The 21,075-nt window shown below is 35.2% G+C and carries 18 protein-coding genes; 11 read left to right on the top strand and 7 right to left on the bottom strand.

What is annotated here, in order from left to right; genetic code table 11:
- Positions 1-162 precede the first annotated feature (162 nt).
- From AAC601_RS12635 to AAC601_RS12615, 5 genes are all read left to right on the top strand, one after another.
- Positions 163-2,613 carry a TonB-dependent receptor gene (locus AAC601_RS12635; protein WP_303269323.1) on the top strand — a complete coding sequence of 817 codons (2,451 nt, stop codon included), beginning with the start codon at positions 163-165 and terminating at the stop codon, positions 2,611-2,613.
- A gap of 124 nt (positions 2,614-2,737) precedes the next feature.
- Positions 2,738-3,649 (top strand): ROK family protein, encoded by a 912-nt coding sequence (locus tag AAC601_RS12630; protein WP_303269322.1) that lies wholly within the window; start codon positions 2,738-2,740, stop codon positions 3,647-3,649.
- Positions 3,650-3,684: 35 nt separating this feature from the next.
- A complete protein-coding gene (gene rpe, locus AAC601_RS12625; RefSeq protein WP_303269320.1) occupies positions 3,685-4,341 on the top strand; it encodes a ribulose-phosphate 3-epimerase in 657 nt (218 codons plus the stop codon).
- Between the two features lie 17 nt (positions 4,342-4,358).
- Positions 4,359-6,710 (top strand): TonB-dependent receptor, encoded by a 2,352-nt coding sequence (locus AAC601_RS12620; RefSeq protein ID WP_303269319.1) that lies wholly within the window; start codon positions 4,359-4,361, stop codon positions 6,708-6,710.
- Between the two features lie 4 nt (positions 6,711-6,714).
- Positions 6,715-7,203 (top strand): hypothetical protein, encoded by a 489-nt coding sequence (locus tag AAC601_RS12615; protein WP_303269317.1) that lies wholly within the window; start codon positions 6,715-6,717, stop codon positions 7,201-7,203.
- A gap of 6 nt (positions 7,204-7,209) precedes the next feature.
- Here AAC601_RS12615 and AAC601_RS12610 read toward each other — a convergent pair whose 3' ends face one another.
- The gene (locus AAC601_RS12610; protein WP_303269315.1) at positions 7,210-7,563 is read right to left on the bottom strand and encodes an ArsC/Spx/MgsR family protein; all 354 of its coding nucleotides are present in this window, start codon (positions 7,561-7,563) and stop codon (positions 7,210-7,212) included.
- Between the two features lie 116 nt (positions 7,564-7,679).
- On the opposite strand from AAC601_RS12610, the gene AAC601_RS12605 reads away from it, so the two are divergent.
- Positions 7,680-8,159, top strand: a complete 480-nt coding sequence (locus AAC601_RS12605; RefSeq protein WP_340153474.1) for a hypothetical protein — start codon at positions 7,680-7,682, stop codon at positions 8,157-8,159.
- Positions 8,160-8,353: 194 nt separating this feature from the next.
- Here AAC601_RS12605 and AAC601_RS12600 read toward each other — a convergent pair whose 3' ends face one another.
- The 6 genes from AAC601_RS12600 to AAC601_RS12575 form a co-directional block, all read right to left on the bottom strand.
- Positions 8,354-9,712, bottom strand: a complete 1,359-nt coding sequence (locus AAC601_RS12600; RefSeq protein ID WP_340153473.1) for a transglutaminase domain-containing protein — start codon at positions 9,710-9,712, stop codon at positions 8,354-8,356.
- A gap of 6 nt (positions 9,713-9,718) precedes the next feature.
- Complete coding sequence (locus AAC601_RS12595) at positions 9,719-10,090, bottom strand: PIN domain-containing protein (protein WP_340153472.1); 372 nt, start codon at positions 10,088-10,090, stop codon at positions 9,719-9,721.
- Positions 10,087-10,302: a DUF2191 domain-containing protein gene (locus AAC601_RS12590; RefSeq protein ID WP_303269307.1), complete on the bottom strand. Its 216-nt coding sequence runs from the start codon at positions 10,300-10,302 to the stop codon at positions 10,087-10,089. Before AAC601_RS12590 ends, AAC601_RS12595 begins: the two co-directional genes overlap by 4 nt.
- A 73-nt stretch (positions 10,303-10,375) precedes the next feature.
- Positions 10,376-12,697: a PAS domain-containing protein gene (locus tag AAC601_RS12585; protein ID WP_303269305.1), complete on the bottom strand. Its 2,322-nt coding sequence runs from the start codon at positions 12,695-12,697 to the stop codon at positions 10,376-10,378.
- Between the two features lie 41 nt (positions 12,698-12,738).
- Positions 12,739-13,116, bottom strand: coding sequence for a hypothetical protein (locus AAC601_RS12580; RefSeq protein WP_303269303.1), 378 nt, complete (start codon positions 13,114-13,116; stop codon positions 12,739-12,741).
- Positions 13,113-14,357: a sterol desaturase family protein gene (locus AAC601_RS12575; RefSeq protein ID WP_303269302.1), complete on the bottom strand. Its 1,245-nt coding sequence runs from the start codon at positions 14,355-14,357 to the stop codon at positions 13,113-13,115. The genes AAC601_RS12580 and AAC601_RS12575 overlap by 4 nt, the downstream gene beginning before the upstream one ends.
- 132 nt (positions 14,358-14,489) lie before the next feature.
- On the opposite strand from AAC601_RS12575, the gene AAC601_RS12570 reads away from it, so the two are divergent.
- The 5 genes from AAC601_RS12570 (at position 14,490) to AAC601_RS12550 (ending at position 21,049) form a co-directional block, all read left to right on the top strand.
- A complete protein-coding gene (locus tag AAC601_RS12570; RefSeq protein WP_303269300.1) occupies positions 14,490-14,951 on the top strand; it encodes a hypothetical protein in 462 nt (153 codons plus the stop codon).
- Positions 14,952-15,175: 224 nt separating this feature from the next.
- On the top strand, positions 15,176-17,035 hold the full coding sequence (locus AAC601_RS12565) for a DNA topoisomerase IV subunit B (protein ID WP_303269298.1): 1,860 nt from the start codon (positions 15,176-15,178) through the stop codon (positions 17,033-17,035).
- An 82-nt stretch (positions 17,036-17,117) separates the two neighbouring features.
- The gene (locus tag AAC601_RS12560; protein WP_303269296.1) at positions 17,118-19,721 is read left to right on the top strand and encodes a DNA gyrase/topoisomerase IV subunit A; all 2,604 of its coding nucleotides are present in this window, start codon (positions 17,118-17,120) and stop codon (positions 19,719-19,721) included.
- A 6-nt stretch (positions 19,722-19,727) separates the two neighbouring features.
- A complete protein-coding gene (locus tag AAC601_RS12555) occupies positions 19,728-20,420 on the top strand; it encodes an RNA methyltransferase (RefSeq protein WP_303269294.1) in 693 nt (230 codons plus the stop codon).
- Positions 20,420-21,049, top strand: coding sequence for an ElyC/SanA/YdcF family protein (locus tag AAC601_RS12550; protein ID WP_303269293.1), 630 nt, complete (start codon positions 20,420-20,422; stop codon positions 21,047-21,049). The genes AAC601_RS12555 and AAC601_RS12550 overlap by 1 nt, the downstream gene beginning before the upstream one ends.
- Positions 21,050-21,075 lie beyond the last annotated feature (26 nt).

Here is a 21,075-nt window from a genome sequence, read left to right as displayed (position 1 = left end):
ATTTAAATTTCTATTCCACCTATTTGTTTAAAAGCTTCAAACAATAATCAATCAAAAATACTTGTATCAACATTAAAATTTTGTTCTGATTATGGGAAATTCAAATTTTCTTCAGATTTGGAACCTAATTTTGTCTTAAAATAAAGGTTGAAAAGCAAAAAAATGCAAAACGTGAGAAATAATACTCTTAAATTATTTATTCTAATTCTAATCAGTTTAGGTTCCCATTCAGCTTGGGCGCAGACTACAAGCGTGAGCGGAAAGTTGGTAGATGCTAAAACTAAGGAGCCATTAGCTTATGCAAATGTAAGTGTTTTGGATGCAAATGATGAGATTGTTACTGGAACAGTAACTCCAGAATCTGGTGTTTTCCAGTTTCAGGTCGAAAGCGGAGAATACAATCTAAGAATTCAGTTTATTTCTTATCAGACTATTAATAGAAAATTAGTAGCAAATACAAGTACAATCGATTTTGGAACTATTGAACTAAGTGAAGATGTAAATCAACTTTCAGAAGTAGAGGTTGTGGCCAGAAGACCGCAAATGGAAATGAAGTTGGACAAAAGAGTTTTTAACGTAGGAGAAGATCTTAGTAATATTGGAAGTAATGCAGAATCGTTATTAGATAATCTCCCTAGTGTGACCGTTGATATTGAAGGAAATGTTTCACTCAGAGGTAGTGGAAATGTTAGAATTTTAATCGATGGACGACCTTCCGGATTAGTCGGAATTAGTGGGGGTTCCGCATTAAGACAAATTCAAGCGGACATGATTGAAAGGGTTGAGGTTATTACAAATCCATCAGCAAGATATGAAGCAGAAGGCAATGCCGGGATTATCAATATCATTATGAAAAAAGAGAAGAAGGGTGGTTTTAATGGGAGTGTAAGTACTAATCTGGGATATCCATATATAGGTGGAATAAATAGTAATCTTAATTATAGAAAGGGTAGCCTTAATCTCTTTGGAGCTTATGGAATAACTTACAGAGAAAATTTTGGCGGTGGTTACATTGATCAAGAATTTACTCCTGAAGATACTACCTATTCTACTTACGTGGATCGTCAAAGAGAAAGAAGTGGGATATCACAAAATGCTAGATTTGGTTTAGATTATAGTTTTGATGAGAGCACAACAGTTACTGGATCATTCTTGTATAGAATTTCAGATGAAAATAATTTAAGTAACAATTTTTATGACGATTATGATGGAATTGACCGCAGCACTCGTGAGTTGGTAAGGCGCTCTGTTCGAATTCAGGATGAAAAAGAAGATGAAGAGGTTCTGGAATATGAGCTGAATTTCACTAAAACCTTTGGTGGTAACGATGAACATAAATTGACAGCTGATATTCAGTACAGGAACAATACGGAAACCGAAGACTCAGATTTGAGAAATGAAAGGTTTGTAATTTCTCAAAATCAATTTGTAGACAGCATTCAGCAAAGGTCATTGATCAATGAATTTTCCGAAAATATTCTACTACAAGCTAATTACGTTAAACCAATTGGTGAAAATAGGTCATTCGAAGCAGGGTGGAGAAGTACTTTAAGAACTATTACTAATGAATATGAGGTTACTCAAGAAGTAGAAGGGCAAGAAGCAGATAGTATTTTAAGTGATTTTACTAACGATTTCATTTATAATGAAGATGTACATGCTTTGTACGCAATTTATAATAGTGAACTTAATAAGTTTACGTATCAAATAGGCTTGCGAGCAGAGTTAACAGACATTAGTACACGCTTAAAATCTCCTGTCGATACCACAAACGCAAGAGATTATTTAAACTTGTTCCCGAGCGTTTTTATGACTTATGAATTCAATAAATTACATTCATTGCAAGCCAGCTACAGCAGACGGTTTGACCGTCCGGGATTTAGGTCTTTGAATCCTTTTTCAAACTTTAACGATGATAGAAATATAAGAATAGGGAATCCAAACTTAAACCCGGAATTCACGGATTCCTATGAGGTAGGTTTAGTGAATAATTTTAGTGATGCTACACTATACAGCGGATTGTACTACAGAAGGACTACTGGAGTAACAGAACGAATAAACACTGTGATTGATGGTATTACTTATGCACAGCCACAGAATTTGGCAGAACGCAATTCCATTGGGATAGAAAATAATTATTCTCATGATTTAAATGATTGGTGGAGATTGAATGGAAACTTAAATGTTTTTTATTCAGAAACCTATGGTGTAGTAAACGAGCAAGTTTTCTCTGCTGAAACCTTTACTGCATCAGGTAGAGCTACTTCTCAAATGTCGTTCAGTAATGATTTTAATATGCAATTAAGTGCATTTTATAGAGCTCCCCAACAAACTACACAAGGAACTCGAAAAGCATTCTATATGGTTGATTTAGGCTTTAGCAAAGAGGTTTTGAATAATAAGGGAACCTTAGCTCTTAATGTGAGGGATTTATTAAACTCTAGAAAATGGAGAACAACCACAGTCGGAGAAGATTTCTTTTATGATTCTGAATTTCAATGGAGAACCACGACAGTAACACTTTCTTTTGATTATAGAATTAATTCTAATAAAAAGAAAAAGGAAGGGAATAGAGAAGGTGGTGAATTCGAAGGTGGTGGAGACGAGTATTAGAAGAATTTGGTTATAATTTAGTTTTAAAAGGTGCGAAATTTGATTTCGTGCCTTTTTTATTTCATATTCTCTTCCAAAATTTAGATTATAATCCCATATTAGATTTCAACAAAAATTTGGTGAAATGACGCAGTCGAAGGCACTTTGGGGTATTGATTTAGGAGGTACAAAAATTGAAGGAGTAGTTTTAAAATCTAAAGCAGAGCCTGATGTTTTGCTGAGAAGGAGAGTGGCTACAGAAGCAGAACAGGGCTATGAACATATCAAAGAAAAGATCCGATTATTAGTTGACCAAATGGCAGAGGAAATAGGATTTAGACCATATTCGATTGGTATCGGCACTCCAGGTTCAACAGATCCTGAAACTGGGTTGTTAAAAAATAGCAACTCCACCAATCTTAATAAGCAAACTCTTCACAAAGATTTAATTGAACTTTTAGGGATTCCTGTTTTTATAGCTAATGATGCAAACTGCTTTGCAGTTGCAGAAACACAAATGGGTATCGTAAAAGAGAAATTTCCTAATGCAGAGGTAGTTTTTGGTGTTATTATGGGCTCTGGAGTGGGAGGCGGATTGGTTATAAACGGGAAAGTTTGGAATGGAAAGCATGGCATAGCAGGTGAGTGGGGCCATATATTTTTGGATGAAGATGGAGAGGACTGCTATTGCGGAAAACATGGATGTGTGGAAACCATATTGGCTGGCAAAGCTTTGGAGAGATTTTATAAAAAAAATTCCGGAGTGAATAAAAAGCTAAAGGATATTATGGCTGATCGATCAGAAGATGAATATGCACAAAAAACATATGAACGATTAATTCATTTCTTTGGAAAAGGCTTAGCAGTTATAGTAAATGTCATTGACCCTGATGTAATTATTATTGGTGGTGGCGTTGGGAATATACCTTATCTGTATGATGAAGGAATTGAGTCAGTACAAAAATTCACATTTAACCCAGACTTGAAAACACCTATTGTGAAACCGAAATTAGGTGATAGTGCTGGAGTTTTTGGGGCTGCTTTTTTAACTGCATAAGTGGTGGGTAAATTCAATTTTTATATCTTTGTCAAATGAGTCATTTAATAGCCCCTTCAGTTTTAGCCGCAGACTTTGCTAATTTGCAAAGAGATGTGGAAATGTTGAATGAAAGCCAAGCAGATTATATCCATGTTGATATCATGGATGGTGTTTTCGTTCCCAATATTTCATTTGGATTGCCAGTTTGTGAAGCTATCTACAAACATGCTAAAAAGCCGTTAGACGTACATTTGATGATTGAGAAGCCTGAAAATTATATTCAAGCTTTTCATGATGCAGGTGCTGCAACCATTTCAGTTCACTACGAAGCTAGCCCTCATTTACATAGAACTCTGCAAAGCATTAGAGATTTAGGTTTAAGAGCAGGCGTGGCCATCAATCCGCATACAAATGTGTCTTTATTGGAAAATGTGATTCAGGATACGGATTTAGTCTGTATGATGTCCGTGAACCCTGGCTTTGGGGGACAAAAATTTATTGAGCAAACTTATACAAAGGTTCGCCAATTAAAAGAATTAATAGCTGATCAAAATGCTACTACCTTAATCGAAATAGATGGTGGTGTAAATATTGAGAATGCCCCTAAATTATTGCAAGCGGGTGCTGATGTGTTAGTGGCTGGAAATTTTGTATTTAAATCAGAAAATCCAATACATACTATACAAGAGCTTAAAGACGTTTCTTTCTGAAAAATAGCTGGCAGTACATGCGTCCAATCTTTATTCTAATTCTAACATTATCAATACCTATTTTAACCTACGGGCAAAGTCAGCACTTAAACGGTAGGGTAGTGGATGCAAGAAACAATGAGGGAATTGCCTCTGCAAGCATTGAATTAATTAATTCTGAATTTAATACCCAAACTGATAGTCTGGGTTTTTTTACTTTGAAAGTTCCTAATTCTAGCGAGTACAGTTTAAGAATTTCACACGTGAGCTTCATAAATCAAAGTATAAATATAGATTCAGAAGACTCTATTGTGATTCAAATGGAAGTGGATAATCTTTTACTTCAACAGGTGGACGTAAGTGGACAAACCAATAATTTGCCAAGAAACGGTTTGCAAAAAATTGAACCTCTTTCTATAAATGAAACAGCGACTCCCTTTAATGAATTTAATCAATTACTTACAACTTTGCCTGGGGTTGTTTCCAATAATGAATTGAGTAGTTCCTATGCTGTTAGAGGCGGAAATTTCGATGAAAATCTAGTATATGTAAATGGAATGGAAATCTACAGACCTTTCCTTGTGCGAGCTGGGCAACAGGAAGGTCTAAGTTTCATTAATCCTGACCTTGTGGGCAATGTAGAGTTTTCAGCTGGTGGATGGGAGGCAAAATATGGAGATAAATTATCTAGTAATCTTCTAATTGATTACAAACAAACCGAAGAAACAGAAGGTAATATTAATTTAGGATTACTGGGTGCCTCAGGCTATGTATCCACTCAATTTAACGAAAATGATAATTTATTACTTGGGTTAAGATATAAGAATGCCAAATATCTGTTTAATACCTTTGAAACTGCAGGAGAATACTTGCCAAGGTTTTTGGATTTTCAAGCATTCTACAATTACCGTTTTTCTGATAAAACAACTCTGGATTTATTGGCAGTTATTGCTCAAAATGATTATCGTATTGAACCTGCCTCAAGGGAAACCGATTTTGGCTCATTTCAGCAAAAGTTAAGATTTTTTGTAGCTTATGAAGGAGCAGAGTCCTTAAGCTATAGTAGCTTTCAGGGAGGTGCAAGATTACGCCATTTATTTACGGACAATTTCAGGACTTCGGTAATTTTATCTGCTTTTTCCACATCAGAGTACGAATATATTAATACGGAAGGCTTTTATAGGTTGTGCGATGTAGATAGAGATTTTTCTTCCGATACTTTTGATGAATGTATAAGTCTTAGGGGGATTGGAGCTAACTATAATTATGCTCGGAATTTTCTATATGCCCAAGTTGCACAAGCTATAATTCGCAATGACTGGCAGATTCAGAAAGAGCACCTACTTGCATTTGGGGTCGAATATAAGAGACAGTTTGTAAATGACTATTTAGATGAGTTTGAATTCAGGGATTCTGCTGATTTTGCACATGTTAATAGAGTGGTAAAGCAAGAAAATAACTTAGTGGCTGATTTTGCTAATGTTTATGTGCAACATGAGTGGGAAATAACTAGCCGACAATCCTTAAATTCAGGCTTACGATTGAACTATGGATCAAACACTGGGGAATGGCTAGTTAGTCCACGAGTTCAATATCAATTGATTTTACATCCTGATAAAAGTGGTCAGTTCAATTTTTCCATGGGGCTTTACCGCCAGTATCCGTTTTATAGGGAATTAAGAGATTTTTTTGGAAATATCACACCAGATGTTAGGGCGCAATCTGCTTTGCATTTTGTAGGTACCTATTCAAAAAATTTGAAAATTTGGGAAAGACCCTTCCAAATAAATTCAGCTGTTTACTATAAATACTTATACAATATTATTCCATTTGATGTAGATAATATCAGGTTACGATACAGACCTGAACTTTCTGCTGATGGCTATGCCTATGGGGCAGATTTTAGATTTAGTGGGAATTTTATTCCAGATATGGAATCTTGGTTTAGTCTTGGTTTTTTGTCTACTAAGGAGAATGTTGATGAAGACAGTCGAGGATATATCAGAAGACCAACTGATCAAAGAGTGACTGCATCAGTCTTTTTTCAAGACAACTTCATCAATGATCCAACTTTAAAAGTAAATTTAAAATTGCAAATAGGCTCAGGACTTCCATTTGGCCCACCCAATAGCTTAGACAGCAGAAATATCTTTACAGGGGAATGGTACAGAAGGATGGATGTAGGTTTTTCAAAGCAGTTTATGGGGGGTAAACTTAAAGATCTGCAGTATATTGATTCTTTCTGGTTAGGCTTAGATGTTTTGAATGTGCTGGGGGTTAGTAACACAATTTCCTATTCATGGATAGAGGATGTGAATGCTCAAACATTTGCTGTACCTAATTCGTTATCGGCAAGGTTTTTGAACCTAAAAGGTATTGTTAAATTCTAAAAATATGAAATATACATTCTTTCTTCTATCCTTTGTGATTCTTTCCTCATGCAGTACACAAAAAGTATTGAAAACAGACAGTCAGGATGATATTGACTTAAGTGGGAGATGGAATGATACAGATGCGGAGATCGCTACAAATGAATTGTATAATAATCTATTAGCATCGACTTGGTTAAAAAATCATAAAGCTCAATTTGATTTAATTCCACGAGTAGAAATAGACTCCTTCGAAAGCAATTTTAAAGGGGGTGGAGAATCACTAGAAAAGTTTTTCTCAAAGTATATACATGATGATCCTTCGCTAAATCTCATTGAAAAAGGTGATCGCAAATCTGCAGAGTTTCAAGTAACTGGGGCAATTACAGCTGAGGAATTTATAAATGCAGACCAGAATTATATTGATTATGTTTTACAAGTACAGCTCAAAGATTTAAATGGAATAACCTTATGGGAGGATACCACCACAATAAAAAAATACATCAAAAATTGAGTTGATCTATTTCCCTAGTCTCTCTACGAGTTGCTCCACAGTTTTTTTAGCATTCCCAAGAAAAAGTTCACCATTAATTAAAAATACGGGTCTTTTAAGAAAAGTATATTCTTCCAGTAAAAGCTTTTTGTATTTATTTTCAGTCAATTCCTCTTTATTTAAGCCTTGTTGACGAAATTTTATAGCCCTTTTGTTAAATAGTTCCTCGTATGATTCAGTAATCGCATATAATTCAAGTAGCTGAGGCTCAGTAAGTGGGTTGTTCTTAATGTCAATTCTATCGAAACTTTCTAAGTCCAGTTGTCCCATAATTTTCTTACAAGTGTCACAAGAGCTTAGATAATACACGACTTTTCTCATATTTGTTACTTTTTGATGATAAAATAAGCAAAAAATTTGCGTCATGCCAACAAAAAGCGTTAATTCGGGTTTCTATAATATGTAATCAATTCAAAAAATCAAATATATTAACAATTATGAAAAGAATAGTGAGACAAGGAATGTTGGCTTTAGCTGCATTAGTATTATTAAATTCTAATGTTGCAATAGCGCAAGATTCAGAAATTACGGACAAGGATTTGTATAATTTTGCATTAGTGGTGCAAGTTGTAGAACAAATGAAAGCAGAGGTTGGACCCGCTATTCAAGGTTTAATTGAAGAGCAGGAAGGCTTTGATGGTAAAAGATATAATGAATTGAAAGGTGCTGGAGATAATGAAGCTAAATTAAAGGAATTAGGAGCTAATGAATTTGAAATCAAGTTTATGGGGCTACTTGTGAAAGAGCAAGAAGAAAAAATTGATGCCATTAAAGATGCACTAAACACTTTGGTAAAAGGTATGATAGGCGTTCAAAAATACAAAACTATTAAATCTACTCTTTCTGTTGATCCAGATTTGAAAGCTAAATACGAAGAAGTACTAAATAGAATTGCACCTGTTGGAGCAGATGCTTAATTATATAGATTAAGACTTTTTATAGAGCCACTTTATTAATTTAAAGTGGCTTTTTTGTTTTTGAAAGTTTGAATTACAATGATGCTGCTTTTCTAAAAGCCAAATGAGAATTGATAACATTCTGAAAAATCCTTTAGCACTTGTTAGCCTCAAAAGTCTCTTTCCGTTTGCTTAGTAATTTCTTCTATCTGAATTTATTTTGTGTTCAGACGATTAAAACTAAATTTCGCATTGCTAACAATACTTTCACCGTCAACTTCAAAAATTGGGTAGGCCATGAATTTTACAGGACTCGACTGAGGTGCAGGCTCAAATTTCAAATCTCTTCCTTTCGTAAATTCAATTCTATTTGCGGGATGTCTACCAAAATAGTAGGTAGCTAGAGCGGTGTACTTATTGCCTTCGCTGATATCGACTGGCCACCATTTTTCATCTGCATAAAATTCGGCCCAACAATGATACCCGTCTATTCCACCTTCATCTCTGTCGGATGGAATCCCAGCTCCAATTGCAAATCGAGCAGGAATATTGGCTGTTCTGGCTAAAGAAATAAATAGGGAGTGAAATTCAGTGCAATTCCCTGTTTTTGAATCGCATGCATATACGGCATCACCGGTCCCGTACTTCTCGTTTTTTGCGTAGCGCATATTGTCAATTATGTAATCATAGATAGCTCTAGCGTGGACAAGCTTGCTTTGGTTTTCTTTCCCTGCTAGTGCTTCTGCTACTATCTCATTAAACCTAGTATTTCCAACGGGCATTAGAATATTTTCACTTAAATATCTATTTAAATCTGGATTTTTTTCTGAGTAGGCACCTTTCTCTTTTCTCTTTACATGGTAAGTAATCTTTAGCTGTTGATTACTATGGTCAGAATTGAGGCTTAAGAACAAGATTTTATTACCGTATGCTGTTTCCGTCAAAATTTCATTCTCATCAGGGATTTGCATGTTCACAATTTCAATTTCTTGAAACTTGTCAGATTGTGCTATTGGAATCCAGACCTTGGCATCAGTTTGAATTTTGGGTAGTTGGGTCTCGTAATAAAATTCAAATTCATCTTCGCCTTCCACTATCCCTAATAATTCATTGGAGGCATTTTCCATAGGGACTCTGTGCCAAGTCTTGTCGGACTTTTGCTTCCAACTATAGAATGGCCGACCGTTTAATTTATGTACTGTTGTTTCTGTAACATCCATCGCACCTGAAGGTCCCTCCAAAAAGAAATCTACATCATATACGTCTCCGTTTTCATCAGCTAAATCCACGCAAGCGAAATGTCGGTTTGGGCCAAGATTGGAGAGATATTCTGTATGGACCCGTACCAGTTTTAACCTTAATTCCTTGTTGTCATCTCTTAAATGGAAATAACCATCCATTTCTTTGGTTTTGCTGTCAATATAGGATCTGATTCCCAATTCAATATCCGCTATATCAACTTTTGGCGTTGACGCAGATTTCTTTTCTGTGCCGGTGGATTGTTTTTCTTCACTAGTTTGGCACGAGGTGAATAACAAAGAAAAGATGAGTAGGAATGACGTAATTTTAAGCATTAAATTTTATTTGTTTTCAATAATGTCAATGGCTTCAGTTAATTTGCTATCTAAGCTCCAAAGGGCAAGATCATTATTAAGAGCCGCTGCTAATAAATAAGTATCAATTAAACCAACTACAGCAGTGTAAAGTTTATACTCATGAGAAAGTTTACCGGCTTTAATGAATAGTGCTTCTTCATTTATTTTAGGTAAACTTTCCCAGAAGCCCATGATGATCTTATGTTCCCTTGAGTTCTTGACTCCTTGGAGTAGTTCTCCAAAAACAGCACTAATGGCTATTACATGTTTTTCTATTAAATATTTGGGTAAGATATTTCTATAGTGTTCGTTTCCTTTCAAATATTCAATCCAAACGGAAGTATCCACTAAAATCATCTGCTTCTATTTATTTTACGTATTCCATCTGCCGTGTACTGATCATTCCAAACCAAAGGTTTTTCATTGACTTGATCAATAAGGTCATCAACGTTCTTTTCCTTAAGATACTCCGTGAGAGCTATAATCAAGCTTTCAGTGATGTTTTTGCCACCACTTTTTAACTTTACTTTATTGATCAGCTCGTCTGGAATTATGGCAGTTACTTTCATAATTTATAGTAATTTGATTACAACTGAAAATATACGATCACGTATCGTATACTCAAAATCTATCTGCAGCTGATTATTTTTTACTTTTTATCTTATCTAACTCTTTTTGAAGATTTTCTTTTGCTTCTTGCGCTTTTTTGAGTTCTGTAATATCTCTTGAAACAGTTGAGACGCCAATCACTGCACCTTCATCATTATAAATAGGTTCACATCGAGTTTCAATGGTTAGATTACCAGTTTTTAATTCCCTAATTTCCTCAATTCTCAATTTTTCACCTGCAAGAGCTTTGTCGTAGCGGGCTTTCCATTTTTCAAGTTGTTCTTTGGGCAAAATACTTAAAATGCTTAAACCAGCCTTCAATTCGACTCCTGATTCTTTAAATCTGTTTTTTAAGACCTCATTAACTACAAGAATTTCATAATTGGTATTGATCGCAAAGAAAGTGTCATCTGTATTATTGATCATACCATTTAATACAAATTCCCGTTGCGCTAATTTTTCAGCATTTTCTTCACGTTGCATTTCCAATTGTTTCTCTTTGGTAATATCACGCGAGAATACAGATGCACCAGTTATTGTACCATCTTTCTGTTTGATAGGGTGGATGTCATAATGACGATAGGAATCCTCACCTTGCACACTACTTTTGATAGTGAAGGAAAGAAATTCGCCTTTGAAAACCCTGTCATAGTATGCTTTCCATTCATTTCTCACCTCTCCAAGCATGTCAAGGGCATTGCTACCTTCTTTCATTTGTTCGTATTGGGTCCCTTTGTATCTGTTTTTAATCACGTCATTCATCAAAATGATTTTATAATCAGAGTCAATAAGGATTATGGAATCAGTAGTATTATTTATTAATGCATTCAGATTAGCCTCTTTTTCCGCCATTTCGGTCTGAGCTCTGCCCATTTCTTCTTGCGTTGCTTCCATTTCTTCCATGTTCTGACGCATTTCCTCTTCTTGCGAACGCATTTGTTCTGTCATCTCTTGAGATTCCATCAAGAGCTTTTTGGTACGTTCATTGGTTTTGGTATTGGCAATGGTGGAAGCAATATTTTCACCTAATTTTTCAACGAAATCAATTTTATAGGGAGGGATTTGCTGTATTGAGGCTATTTCAACTACTCCCTTGGTAACGTCATTGATTTTTAATGGTACAATTAAAACACAGCGTGGAAGAGTTTCCCCCAAACCAGATTTAATTTCGATATAATCTTCAGGGACCTCAGTTAGGTATAGCTTATCACCTTCTTGCACAGATTGTCCTACTAATCCTTCACCAATTGAAATTTCTTGTTTAATTCTCTTCCTTCTCTGATATGCGTAGGCTGATTCCAAAACGATTTTAGGTTCCTCATTTTCATCATCTGGCTCCGTTAAAACAAACAGTGCGCCTTGATTGGCTTCCATAAATTTCACCAAATTGGAGATGATTTGGTAGGATAGCTCTTCTATATTGTCATTATTATTTCTCAAAATATCAGCAAATTTTGCAAGGCCTTCATTCACCCAACTTCGTTCTTTCTCTGCTTTTGCTGATTCTTGCATTTTCTCTCGCATTTGCAGTAGAGAGGTAGCTAAAGAATTGTCGTGGTCTTCAGCTAATCCATGATATTTTGCATCTAGTTTTCCTTCACCTATTTGTGTGGTGAAATCAGTTGCGTTTTCTAGGATTTCAGCCATTGAATTAATGTTCTGGGCAATGTATCCTAACTCATTTTTGCTATTGTAATTTATTTTTTCAGTTAAATTTCCTTTTGCTAATTCTCTCGCAGACAGCGATATTTTATAAATGGGATTGAGAATCAAATATTTTATTATCCAGTAAATAAAGGAGCTCAATAATAAAATGTAAATAAATAAAAGAATAGTGTAGAAAGCTTTATCTTTTTCTTCTTCACTGTTTACTTTTTCTACTACCTTTTTAAGTTTTTGCTGCTCTTTTAGAAATGCAGCATATTTTTTTTCCAATTCCGATCGAGCCCCTTCAATAGAGTTTTCACCATCTTGAATTTTATAAAGTTCTTTTTTTAAAGGGTTCCAATATTTTATCAAATCGTCAACTGCAGACTTTACTTCAGCTTGAATTTTCACTTCTGTTTCTTCTTGGCCCAATTGACCTCCTTTTGAATAGGCAAACAAGATTTTTTCTATGGCTCTAATGTTGGACCCAATATTTTCTTTGTTCTCAGCTATATATTGAGGTGCTAAGGGTAGGCTGATATTATCTAAATTGGCCAGGGTTTTTGTTCTTAAGATACTTTGGTGATCTACTCCCGTTTTAGATATCACCAAATAAATAGCACAAACTAGAAGTATAATGCCAAAGCCCATTGAGTAGGCTAAATTTCTAATTTTCCAGTTGTACAATTTTCTTCTCCAATTTGCCATGATAAACTGTTATTGTTGAGTTTAAAAAATCAATTTATGTTTTATTTCACTTCTTGAACATTAAAATCAACTGCTTGATCTAATGAATTAAAACGAATATATAAAGCTTTTACATAACCTTCCGAGTATTTTGCACAATTTTCGTTAGGCTCTAAATAATAGATAAAAAATTTCTGGCTTCTTTCATATAGTTGATGCTTGTCAGCAGCACCTAATAAGTCAATCACTTCATTTTGTGACAGTCCTTTCAATTCTTCTTTTTGATCAAGCAAATCGCTGATCACTTCAATTCTATATTCTAGACAGCCGTCCTTATCATCTTTCCAATTTTTGAGGTCTATATTTTTTAGTTCAGGTAATTTTCCACATGCAACTATAAAAAGTAAAACAGCAAATGCGATTATGCGACTTAAGTTCATAAAATTGTTTTTGAAGTAGGTTGTTCGACAGTTGAATATGATTTCTTTATAAATATTAATGAGGCAAATGAAAGTAGTCCATAAGCTAATATTGCTATCATTATTGCCTTCCCTATTACAGGAAGAAGGACAAATACGATTACTATTGGCGTAAGTAATACTCTAAATATTTCTAAAGCGAAGGAATACTTTTTTTCCTCAAGGACTACGCCCAAACTTGTAACTCCTAAAATAATTAACGCAACGGCTAATATTTGCTCCCAAGTATTAAAATTGTCAGCAGTAAAGAGGAATAGGGCAGTGCCACCCAAAATAATGATGTATTGAACTAAAACGTATAGACTAAATGCACCAGATGCTTGCTTATCAAACTTTTGATCATGTTCAGGATCAACTGCAGGAATCGGCATTTGACCACCCATTTCTTTGGGCCGCCAACCAGGTTTGTAAAAAATATATTTAAGTTTATTTTTTATTCCTTTCATTTGCCTGATACCTTTACTCATCTCTACATAGTGCTGTAAATTTACCCAAACAGGATTCCAACTTGCAGTTTGCTTTGTTATTCCATACGTAGGCTTTTCCTCCTCTTTTTGAAAAGTCCCAAACATTTTATCCCAAATAATAAAAACTCCTGCATGATTTTTATCAATGTACTTGGGATTTCTACCATGATGGACTCGGTGGTGAGAAGGTGTGTTGAAAATTAATTCAAAAACTCCCATCTTCCTTATGGTTTCAGTATGAATCCAAAATTGATAAACGGTTACCAAGCCAGACATTAATACAAAACTTAAAGTGTCAAAACCAAGTATGGCTAATGGAAAATAGAAGAAAAATGTCCAGATAATTTGGAAAGAACCTTGCCTTAAAGCCACAGAGAAGTTGTAATCTTCGCTTTGGTGATGTACTACATGCCCACCCCAGAACAAATTGATTTCGTGACTTTTCCGATGGGCCCAATAATAAAAGAAATCAGCCAGAATAAACAGTAATATCAAATTATACCAGGTTGGGGCAATAGAGAATAATGCAAAATTTTCGAATACCCATTGATAAGCTGCTACACTAAGTACTTTGAAAAAGATGCCTGTGACTTGCTGGGTTATTCCACAGCTAATGTTGGTAATTGCATCATTTAGCCTATAAATTCTATACCTTTTCACTGCTTGAATGAGTAATTCAATCCCAATGAGGGCAAAATAGATAGGGATTGATAATATGATTGGGTTAAAATCCATTTTAGTTAATTTATACCTAAAACAATAATAAAAATTGCTTCGTTGCGAAATATAACATTTTGAATAAAAACTTCCTCGAAAAAATGCTGAAATACTCATGAATCCGATTAATTTTGCCAATAAATAATTAATATGGAAAGGATTTCAAGAGCTTTTTTGATTGGGACTAGCTTAGCCTATTTAGCGGTTTTATTTTATACTTATGCATATTTTGCTGAGTTATCTAGTGTGAAAATCAAGGTATTAGATAATCAAATTCAATTCAGCAACAATACATTGTTTTATTCAGGATTAATAATTCCTACTGTAATTGTACTTATCTGTGTTGCCCTAGCTGTAGTGATAAATAGTCAACCGATAGGCTCTAATTTCTATTTTAAGCAGGAAAAAGCTAGAAATACTTTAGCCTCATGGGCAAGAAGCTTGGCAGGTGCGTTTAATTTATTTTTTGCAAGTTTGCTTACTGTATTTATTTTCGTAAACAATGAAGATGGTTTAACCCAAACTGGGTACTTGCCTTTATTAATTGGGAGTCTTTTGCTTATTTTCTTCTGGGTACTTTGGTTGCCGTTCATCTTAAGAAGAAATAAATAATTTTTTTCAAATATTTTTCATGATGGTTAGATTGATTTAAAGATCAGTTTAAACATCTCATATTCAAATATTTTATTGGCTTTGCTTTATGTAAGGCTTTATCTGTTTAGGTGCTTTGTCATACCTAAAATCAATTGGTCTGGAAATCAAAAAGCTTTACAATTAGAAAAAGCTTTGTAATTTTAAAATTTGAGTAAGCATAAACTTTTCAATCCATAAATACGATGGCGGAATTTCAATATGATGAGGACAGTATAAAATCACTGGATTGGCGGGAACATATACGTATGCGTCCTGGAATGTATATTGGTAAATTAGGTGATGGTTCATCTCCTGATGACGGAATATACGTTTTGGTTAAAGAAGTGATTGATAACTCCATTGATGAACATATGATGGGGTTTGGAAAAACAATAGAAATTAAGATAACCGATCAGAGAGTAGAGGTGAGAGATTATGGCAGAGGCATCCCGCTCGGAAAAGTGGTAGATTGCGTCTCCAAGATCAACACCGGAGGTAAATATGATACAGGAGCATTCCAAAAGTCCGTTGGTCTGAATGGAGTTGGTACTAAAGCAGTCAATGCCTTATCTAATTATTTTAAAGTGCAAGCTTTCAGGGAAGGCCAAACAAAGATTGCTGAATTTAAGAGGGGAGTTATTGAGAATGATGCGAATGTAAGCAGTTCGAGCGGCAGGAATGGTACTTTGATTGCCTTTGAGCCAGATGAAACAGTATTTAAAAATTATCATTTTATTCCTGGTTTCTTGGAAGAACAGATGTGGAATTATGCTTTTCTTAACTCTGGTTTAACCATTAATTTTAATGGTGAGAAGTTTCATTCAGCAAATGGCTTAAAGGATTTATTGGATAGAAAATCTGACGAAGAAACTAATCGATACCCAATCATTCATTTGAAAGGAGAAGATATTGAAATGGCTATGACTCACGCCAATCAGTATGGAGAAGAGTATTATTCTTTTGTAAATGGCCAAAATACTACACAAGGAGGAACGCATTTAGTTGCTTTTAAGGAGGCTATTGTGAAAACTGTTCGTGATTTTTACGGAAAGAATTATGATCCATCAGATATCAGGCAAGCAGTAGTAGCTGCCGTGGCTGTCCGAGTTCAAGAGCCAGTTTTTGAATCTCAAACCAAAACTAAATTAGGTTCTCAAAATGTGGCGCCAGATGGACCTACAATGCGTACATTCATTAATGATTTCGTCAAGAAAGCATTAGACGATTACTTGCATAGAAATCCTAAGACTGCTGAGGCCCTTCAGAAGAGAATCATGCAATCTGAGCGGGAACGTAAGGACATGGCTGGAATAAAAAAGCTCGCCAACGAACGTGCTAAGAAGGCCAACCTTCACAATAAAAAACTACGTGACTGTCGAGTTCATTATGATGATAATAAACATGATAGAAAAGATGATACGATGATTTTCATCACCGAGGGAGATTCTGCCTCTGGTTCTATCACTAAATCGCGAGATGTCCAGACTCAAGCTGTTTTTAGTCTTAGAGGCAAGCCATTAAATTGCTATGGTAAAACCAAGAAATTAGTGTATGAAAATGAGGAATTTAACCTTTTGCAACATGCATTGAATATAGAAGAAGGATTGGAAGGGCTTAGATATAGAAAAGTGATTATTGCCACTGATGCCGATGTTGATGGAATGCATATTCGTTTACTTTTAATGACTTTCTTTTTGCAGTTTTTCCCAGATTTAGTGCGTGATGGTCATTTGTATATTTTAGATACACCTTTGTTTAGAGTAAGAAATAAAAAGGAAACGATTTACTGCTATTCTGATGAAGAAAGAAGAAGAGCAATAGAGAAAATCGGAAAAGCGGCAGAGATCACTCGATTTAAAGGTTTAGGAGAGATATCTCCAGAGGAATTTGGTGAGTTTATCAATGAGAACATCAAATTGGATCCGATTATCTTAAATAACCAAACAAAAATAAAAGACCTGTTGACTTTCTATATGGGAACAAATACCATGGAGAGACAACAGTTTATTATTGATAAATTAAGGGTGGAGAAGGATTTAGAGGAAGAATTAGCCGAAGCTTAATTTGTTGTACAATTGTTGAAGTTCAGTTCTTCAATAATTCAGTTTGTCACGGAACAAAAAATATCGTCTTTGATCAATTCAAATGGAAGAAAATAACGAGAATATAGAACCTAATAACAACCAAAACGGAGAGGATAAAGATAAATTACACAATGTGATTCCAGTTTCAGGTATGTATGAAAACTGGTTTTTAGATTATGCATCTTACGTAATCCTTGAGCGAGCTGTACCTGCTAATGAAGACGGTTTTAAGCCTGTCCAGAGACGTATCATGCATGCCATGAAGGAAATGGATGATGGGCGTTTTAATAAAGTAGCGAACATCATTGGACAAACTATGCAATATCATCCACATGGTGATGCTTCTATAGGCGATGCTATTGTAAATATGGGTCAGAAGGATATTCTAATTGAAACCCAAGGGAACTGGGGCGATATTAGAACAGGAGATAGTTCTGCTGCCCCCAGATATATTGAGGCGCGACTCTCAAAATTTGCACTAGATGTAGTTTTCAATCCTCAAACTACAGAATGGCAGTTATCCTACGATGGACGAAAAAAAGAACCGGTTACATTACCAGTAAAATTCCCACTATTATTAGCTCAAGGTGTTGAAGGGATTGCAGTCGGTCTTTCTACCAAAATACTCCCCCATAACTTCTGTGAATTAATCAATGCTTGTATTGATGTTTTAAAGAATAAAAAAGTAGAATTTTATCCGGACTTCCCGACTGGTGGAATGGCCGATTTTTCGGAATACAACCAAGGTTTAAGAGGTGGTAAAATCAGAGTTAGAGCTAAAATAGAGGAAGGAGAGAAGCGAACACTTTTAATCAAAAACATTCCTTTTGGCACAACCACAACTGGTTTAATTGAATCTATCATCAAAGCTAATGATAAAGGAAAGATTAAGGTCAAAAAAGTAGTAGATAACACGGCTAAAGATGTGGAAATTGAGGTTCAATTAGCTGCTGGTCAATCACCGGACATCACTATCGATGCACTTTATGCCTTCACAGACTGTGAAGTCTCCATTTCTCCTAATGCATGTGTTATCATTGAGGATAAACCTCATTTCTTGCCTGTCAATGAGATTCTGAAAAAGAATGTGGATGATACGCTTAATCTATTGGAGCGTGAACTGGAGATCAGGAAAGGAGAGCTAATGGAGAAAATCCTATTTTCTTCCTTAGAAAAGATATTCATAGAAAACAGGATTTATAGAAATATTGAGGAATGCGAAACTTGGGAAGCGGTTCTTGAGACTATTGATAAGGGATTAGAGCCATTCAAACCTCAATTTTACAGAGACATAACGCAAGAGGACATCATCCGATTAACGGAAATTAAGATTAAGAGAATTTCCAAATTTGATAAATTCAAGGCGGATGAATTGATGCGCAAATTGGAAGAGGAGTTGAAAGAAGTGGAACATCACCTGCAACATCTAACCGAATATGCCATAGCATATTATAAAGGATTATTAGAGAAGTATGGAAAAGGCAAAGAGCGTAAAACAGAGATAAAGAGTTTTGATAATATCCAGGCTCATACGGTTGCGGCCAATAATCAGAAACTTTATGTTAATCGTGCGGAAGGCTTCATTGGCTACGGTATGAAGAAGGATGAGTTCGTGACTGATTGCTCTGATTTGGATGATGTAATTGCATTTAAAAGGGACGGGACTTACAAAGTAGTTAGAATTGATGAAAAGGTGTTCGTTGGGAAAGACATTATACATGTTGATATTTTTAGAAAGAATGATGAACGCAGGGTTTATAACGCAGCTTATTTAGACGGGAAGACCGGTCGAACAATGGTGAAGAGATTTCAGGTTTTATCGGTTACCAGGGATCGGGATTATGATGTTTCTAAGGGTGCAAAAGGCTCAAAGGTATTGTATTTGGAAGCTCGTCCAAATGGAGAATCAGAGGTGATTAATGTTAAATTATCGAATTCTTGCAGGGCGAGAGTAAAAGTATTTGATTTTGATTTTGCTGAATTGGAAATTAAGGGCAGAGGAGCTGGAGGTAATATTCTGACTAAATATCCTGTTAAGAAGATTGAATTTAAATTGCTTGGAGAAAGTAGTTTTGGTGGCCTGAAGATCTATTATGATCAGTCAGTAGGTAAACTCAATACTGATGAAAGAGGACAGATGATCGGTTCCTTCCATGGTGACGATAATATATTGGTTATAAACAAAGATGGGTCATATGAACTAAGCAATTATGAGTTGACCAATCGTTTTGATGGGGACAAGGTCTTACTAATAGAGAAATTTGATCCTAATAAAGTGATAGCAAGCGTTTATTATGATGGGGCTTCTAAAAACTATTATGTGAAGCGTTTCCAGATTGAAACGCGAACTCTGAATAAAGCATTTGTTTTTATTTCGGAACATAAAAAGTCCGTCCTCACTTTGGTGACTACAGACAAGGATCCTCAGCTTGAAATTGAATTCAGGAAAGGTAAAGGCAGGGAAAAAGAATCAGCAATTTATGATTTTGACATGCTTATTGACGTTAAAGGCTGGAAAGCAATAGGAAATAAACTTTCTCAATATGATGTTACAAAAGTAAAATTATTGGAAAGCAAAAAAGAAGAAAAGCCTAAGGAGTTTAAATCAGGTGACTCCATTGAATTTGATGTAGATGATGATAAAGAGCAATTAGGCTTGTTTTAATCGAAAATGGACGTTGAATTAAATCATTTTCTCACTCAAAAATTTGGGGAATTTCTCTCCGAAGAACGAAAAGGCTTTATTGAATCCGTTCTTGAAAATAGAACCGAATTTATGAGAGTAGTTTTGGAAGATATAAGGGATCCACATAATGCCAATGCGATTATTAGATCTGGAGAATGTTTGGGAATTCAGCACTACCATATAATAGAAAATGAAAATGCATTCAAATTAGGTAGAGGAGTCAGCAGAGGGGCAATTAAATGGGTGGATGTCCACCAGTATCCCGAAAGTAAAACGCCTACGAAAGATGTGCTGAGTGACTTAAAATCAAAAGGCTATAAAATCGTAGTTACTAGTCCAAATGGAAATGCTTGTTCTCCAGAGGACTTGCATTTAACTCAGCCTTTTGCAGTGGTAATGGGAAATGAGAGAGATGGGGTAAGCGAAGAATCAAAAGCAATGGCAGATGATTTTGTTCGTCTGCCAATGCATGGTTTCACTGAAAGCTATAATGTTTCAGTAGCATCCGGCATTATATTTTACAGCTTAATCAGTAAAATAAGATCTCTTGTAGAAAATTGGCAATTTGACGATCAAACCAAGGCCGATTACCGTTTGCAATGGTATAAAAAATGTATGGCCAGACCTGACGATTATGAAAGATTCTTCGTTAAGGCTTTTGAACCTGATAAATTGTAATGATAAAATTTTCTATTCGCCTTGGCTTATTCCTTTTAATATCCGCAATTGTATTTGCCATATTCTCCAATGTTTTCATTATTTCAAAAACTAGCGATTATATATATGAGGATGTTGATAGCATACCAATCAAGGAAATGGCTTTAGTTCTGGGGACTAGCAAGAGAAATGTGAAAGGTGAAGCCAATAGTTTTTTTGATAATAGGATGGAGGCAGCAGCTCAACTGTATCATAAGGGTAAAGTAAAAGGGTTATTGCTCAGTGGGGATAATAGAACTAGATACTATAACGAGCCTAGTGATATGAAAAAAGCTTTAATGGAGAAAGGTGTTCCTGAAAGGGTTATTTCCATTGATACTGCTGGCCTACGAACCATAGAAAGTGTAGCTCGGTGCAAAGAAGTATTTCATCATAATGATGTTACGATTATTACACAAGAATTCCACGCCTTTAGAGCCCTTTATATCAGTCAGTATTATGAAATGGATGCTATTGCCTTTCCAGCAGCAGAAGTCCCAGTCTATTCCTCCACTCAAGTGACTATCAGAGAATTTTTTGCTCGTCCCAAAGCTTTGTTAGACCTATATATCTTAAATAATAATTATATCAATTTCAAAGGAAACAGGTGATATATAATTGTCATTTTAAATGGGCT

This window comes from uncultured Marivirga sp. (assembly GCF_963974845.1).
GTDB classification, from domain to species: Bacteria; Bacteroidota; Bacteroidia; order Cytophagales; family Cyclobacteriaceae; genus Marivirga; species Marivirga harenae.
This window is presented reverse-complemented; position numbering and strand designations above follow the sequence as displayed.

Excerpts from the sequence above, each read along its gene's own strand:
- AAC601_RS12605 (WP_340153474.1), top strand. The coding sequence starts at position 7,680 with ATGAAAAGAATAGTGAGACAAGGAATGTTGGCTTTAGCTGCATTAGTA.
- AAC601_RS12595 (WP_340153472.1), bottom strand. The coding sequence starts at position 10,090 with ATGATTTTAGTGGATACTTCCGTTTGGATTGAATATTTGAAAGGAAAC.
- AAC601_RS12590 (WP_303269307.1), bottom strand. The coding sequence starts at position 10,302 with ATGAAAGTAACTGCCATAATTCCAGACGAGCTGATCAATAAAGTAAAG.
- AAC601_RS12630 (WP_303269322.1), top strand. The coding sequence starts at position 2,738 with ATGACGCAGTCGAAGGCACTTTGGGGTATTGATTTAGGAGGTACAAAA.
- AAC601_RS12570 (WP_303269300.1), top strand. The coding sequence starts at position 14,490 with ATGGAAAGGATTTCAAGAGCTTTTTTGATTGGGACTAGCTTAGCCTAT.
- AAC601_RS12585 (WP_303269305.1), bottom strand. The coding sequence starts at position 12,697 with ATGGCAAATTGGAGAAGAAAATTGTACAACTGGAAAATTAGAAATTTA.
- AAC601_RS12560 (WP_303269296.1), top strand. The coding sequence starts at position 17,118 with ATGGAAGAAAATAACGAGAATATAGAACCTAATAACAACCAAAACGGA.
- AAC601_RS12610 (WP_303269315.1), bottom strand. The coding sequence starts at position 7,563 with ATGAGAAAAGTCGTGTATTATCTAAGCTCTTGTGACACTTGTAAGAAA.
- AAC601_RS12555 (WP_303269294.1), top strand. The coding sequence starts at position 19,728 with ATGGACGTTGAATTAAATCATTTTCTCACTCAAAAATTTGGGGAATTT.
- AAC601_RS12620 (WP_303269319.1), top strand. The coding sequence starts at position 4,359 with ATGCGTCCAATCTTTATTCTAATTCTAACATTATCAATACCTATTTTA.
- AAC601_RS12550 (WP_303269293.1), top strand. The coding sequence starts at position 20,420 with ATGATAAAATTTTCTATTCGCCTTGGCTTATTCCTTTTAATATCCGCA.
- AAC601_RS12635 (WP_303269323.1), top strand. The coding sequence starts at position 163 with ATGCAAAACGTGAGAAATAATACTCTTAAATTATTTATTCTAATTCTA.
- AAC601_RS12600 (WP_340153473.1), bottom strand. The coding sequence starts at position 9,712 with ATGCTTAAAATTACGTCATTCCTACTCATCTTTTCTTTGTTATTCACC.
- rpe (WP_303269320.1), top strand. The coding sequence starts at position 3,685 with ATGAGTCATTTAATAGCCCCTTCAGTTTTAGCCGCAGACTTTGCTAAT.
- AAC601_RS12575 (WP_303269302.1), bottom strand. The coding sequence starts at position 14,357 with ATGGATTTTAACCCAATCATATTATCAATCCCTATCTATTTTGCCCTC.
- AAC601_RS12580 (WP_303269303.1), bottom strand. The coding sequence starts at position 13,116 with ATGAACTTAAGTCGCATAATCGCATTTGCTGTTTTACTTTTTATAGTT.
- AAC601_RS12615 (WP_303269317.1), top strand. The coding sequence starts at position 6,715 with ATGAAATATACATTCTTTCTTCTATCCTTTGTGATTCTTTCCTCATGC.
- AAC601_RS12565 (WP_303269298.1), top strand. The coding sequence starts at position 15,176 with ATGGCGGAATTTCAATATGATGAGGACAGTATAAAATCACTGGATTGG.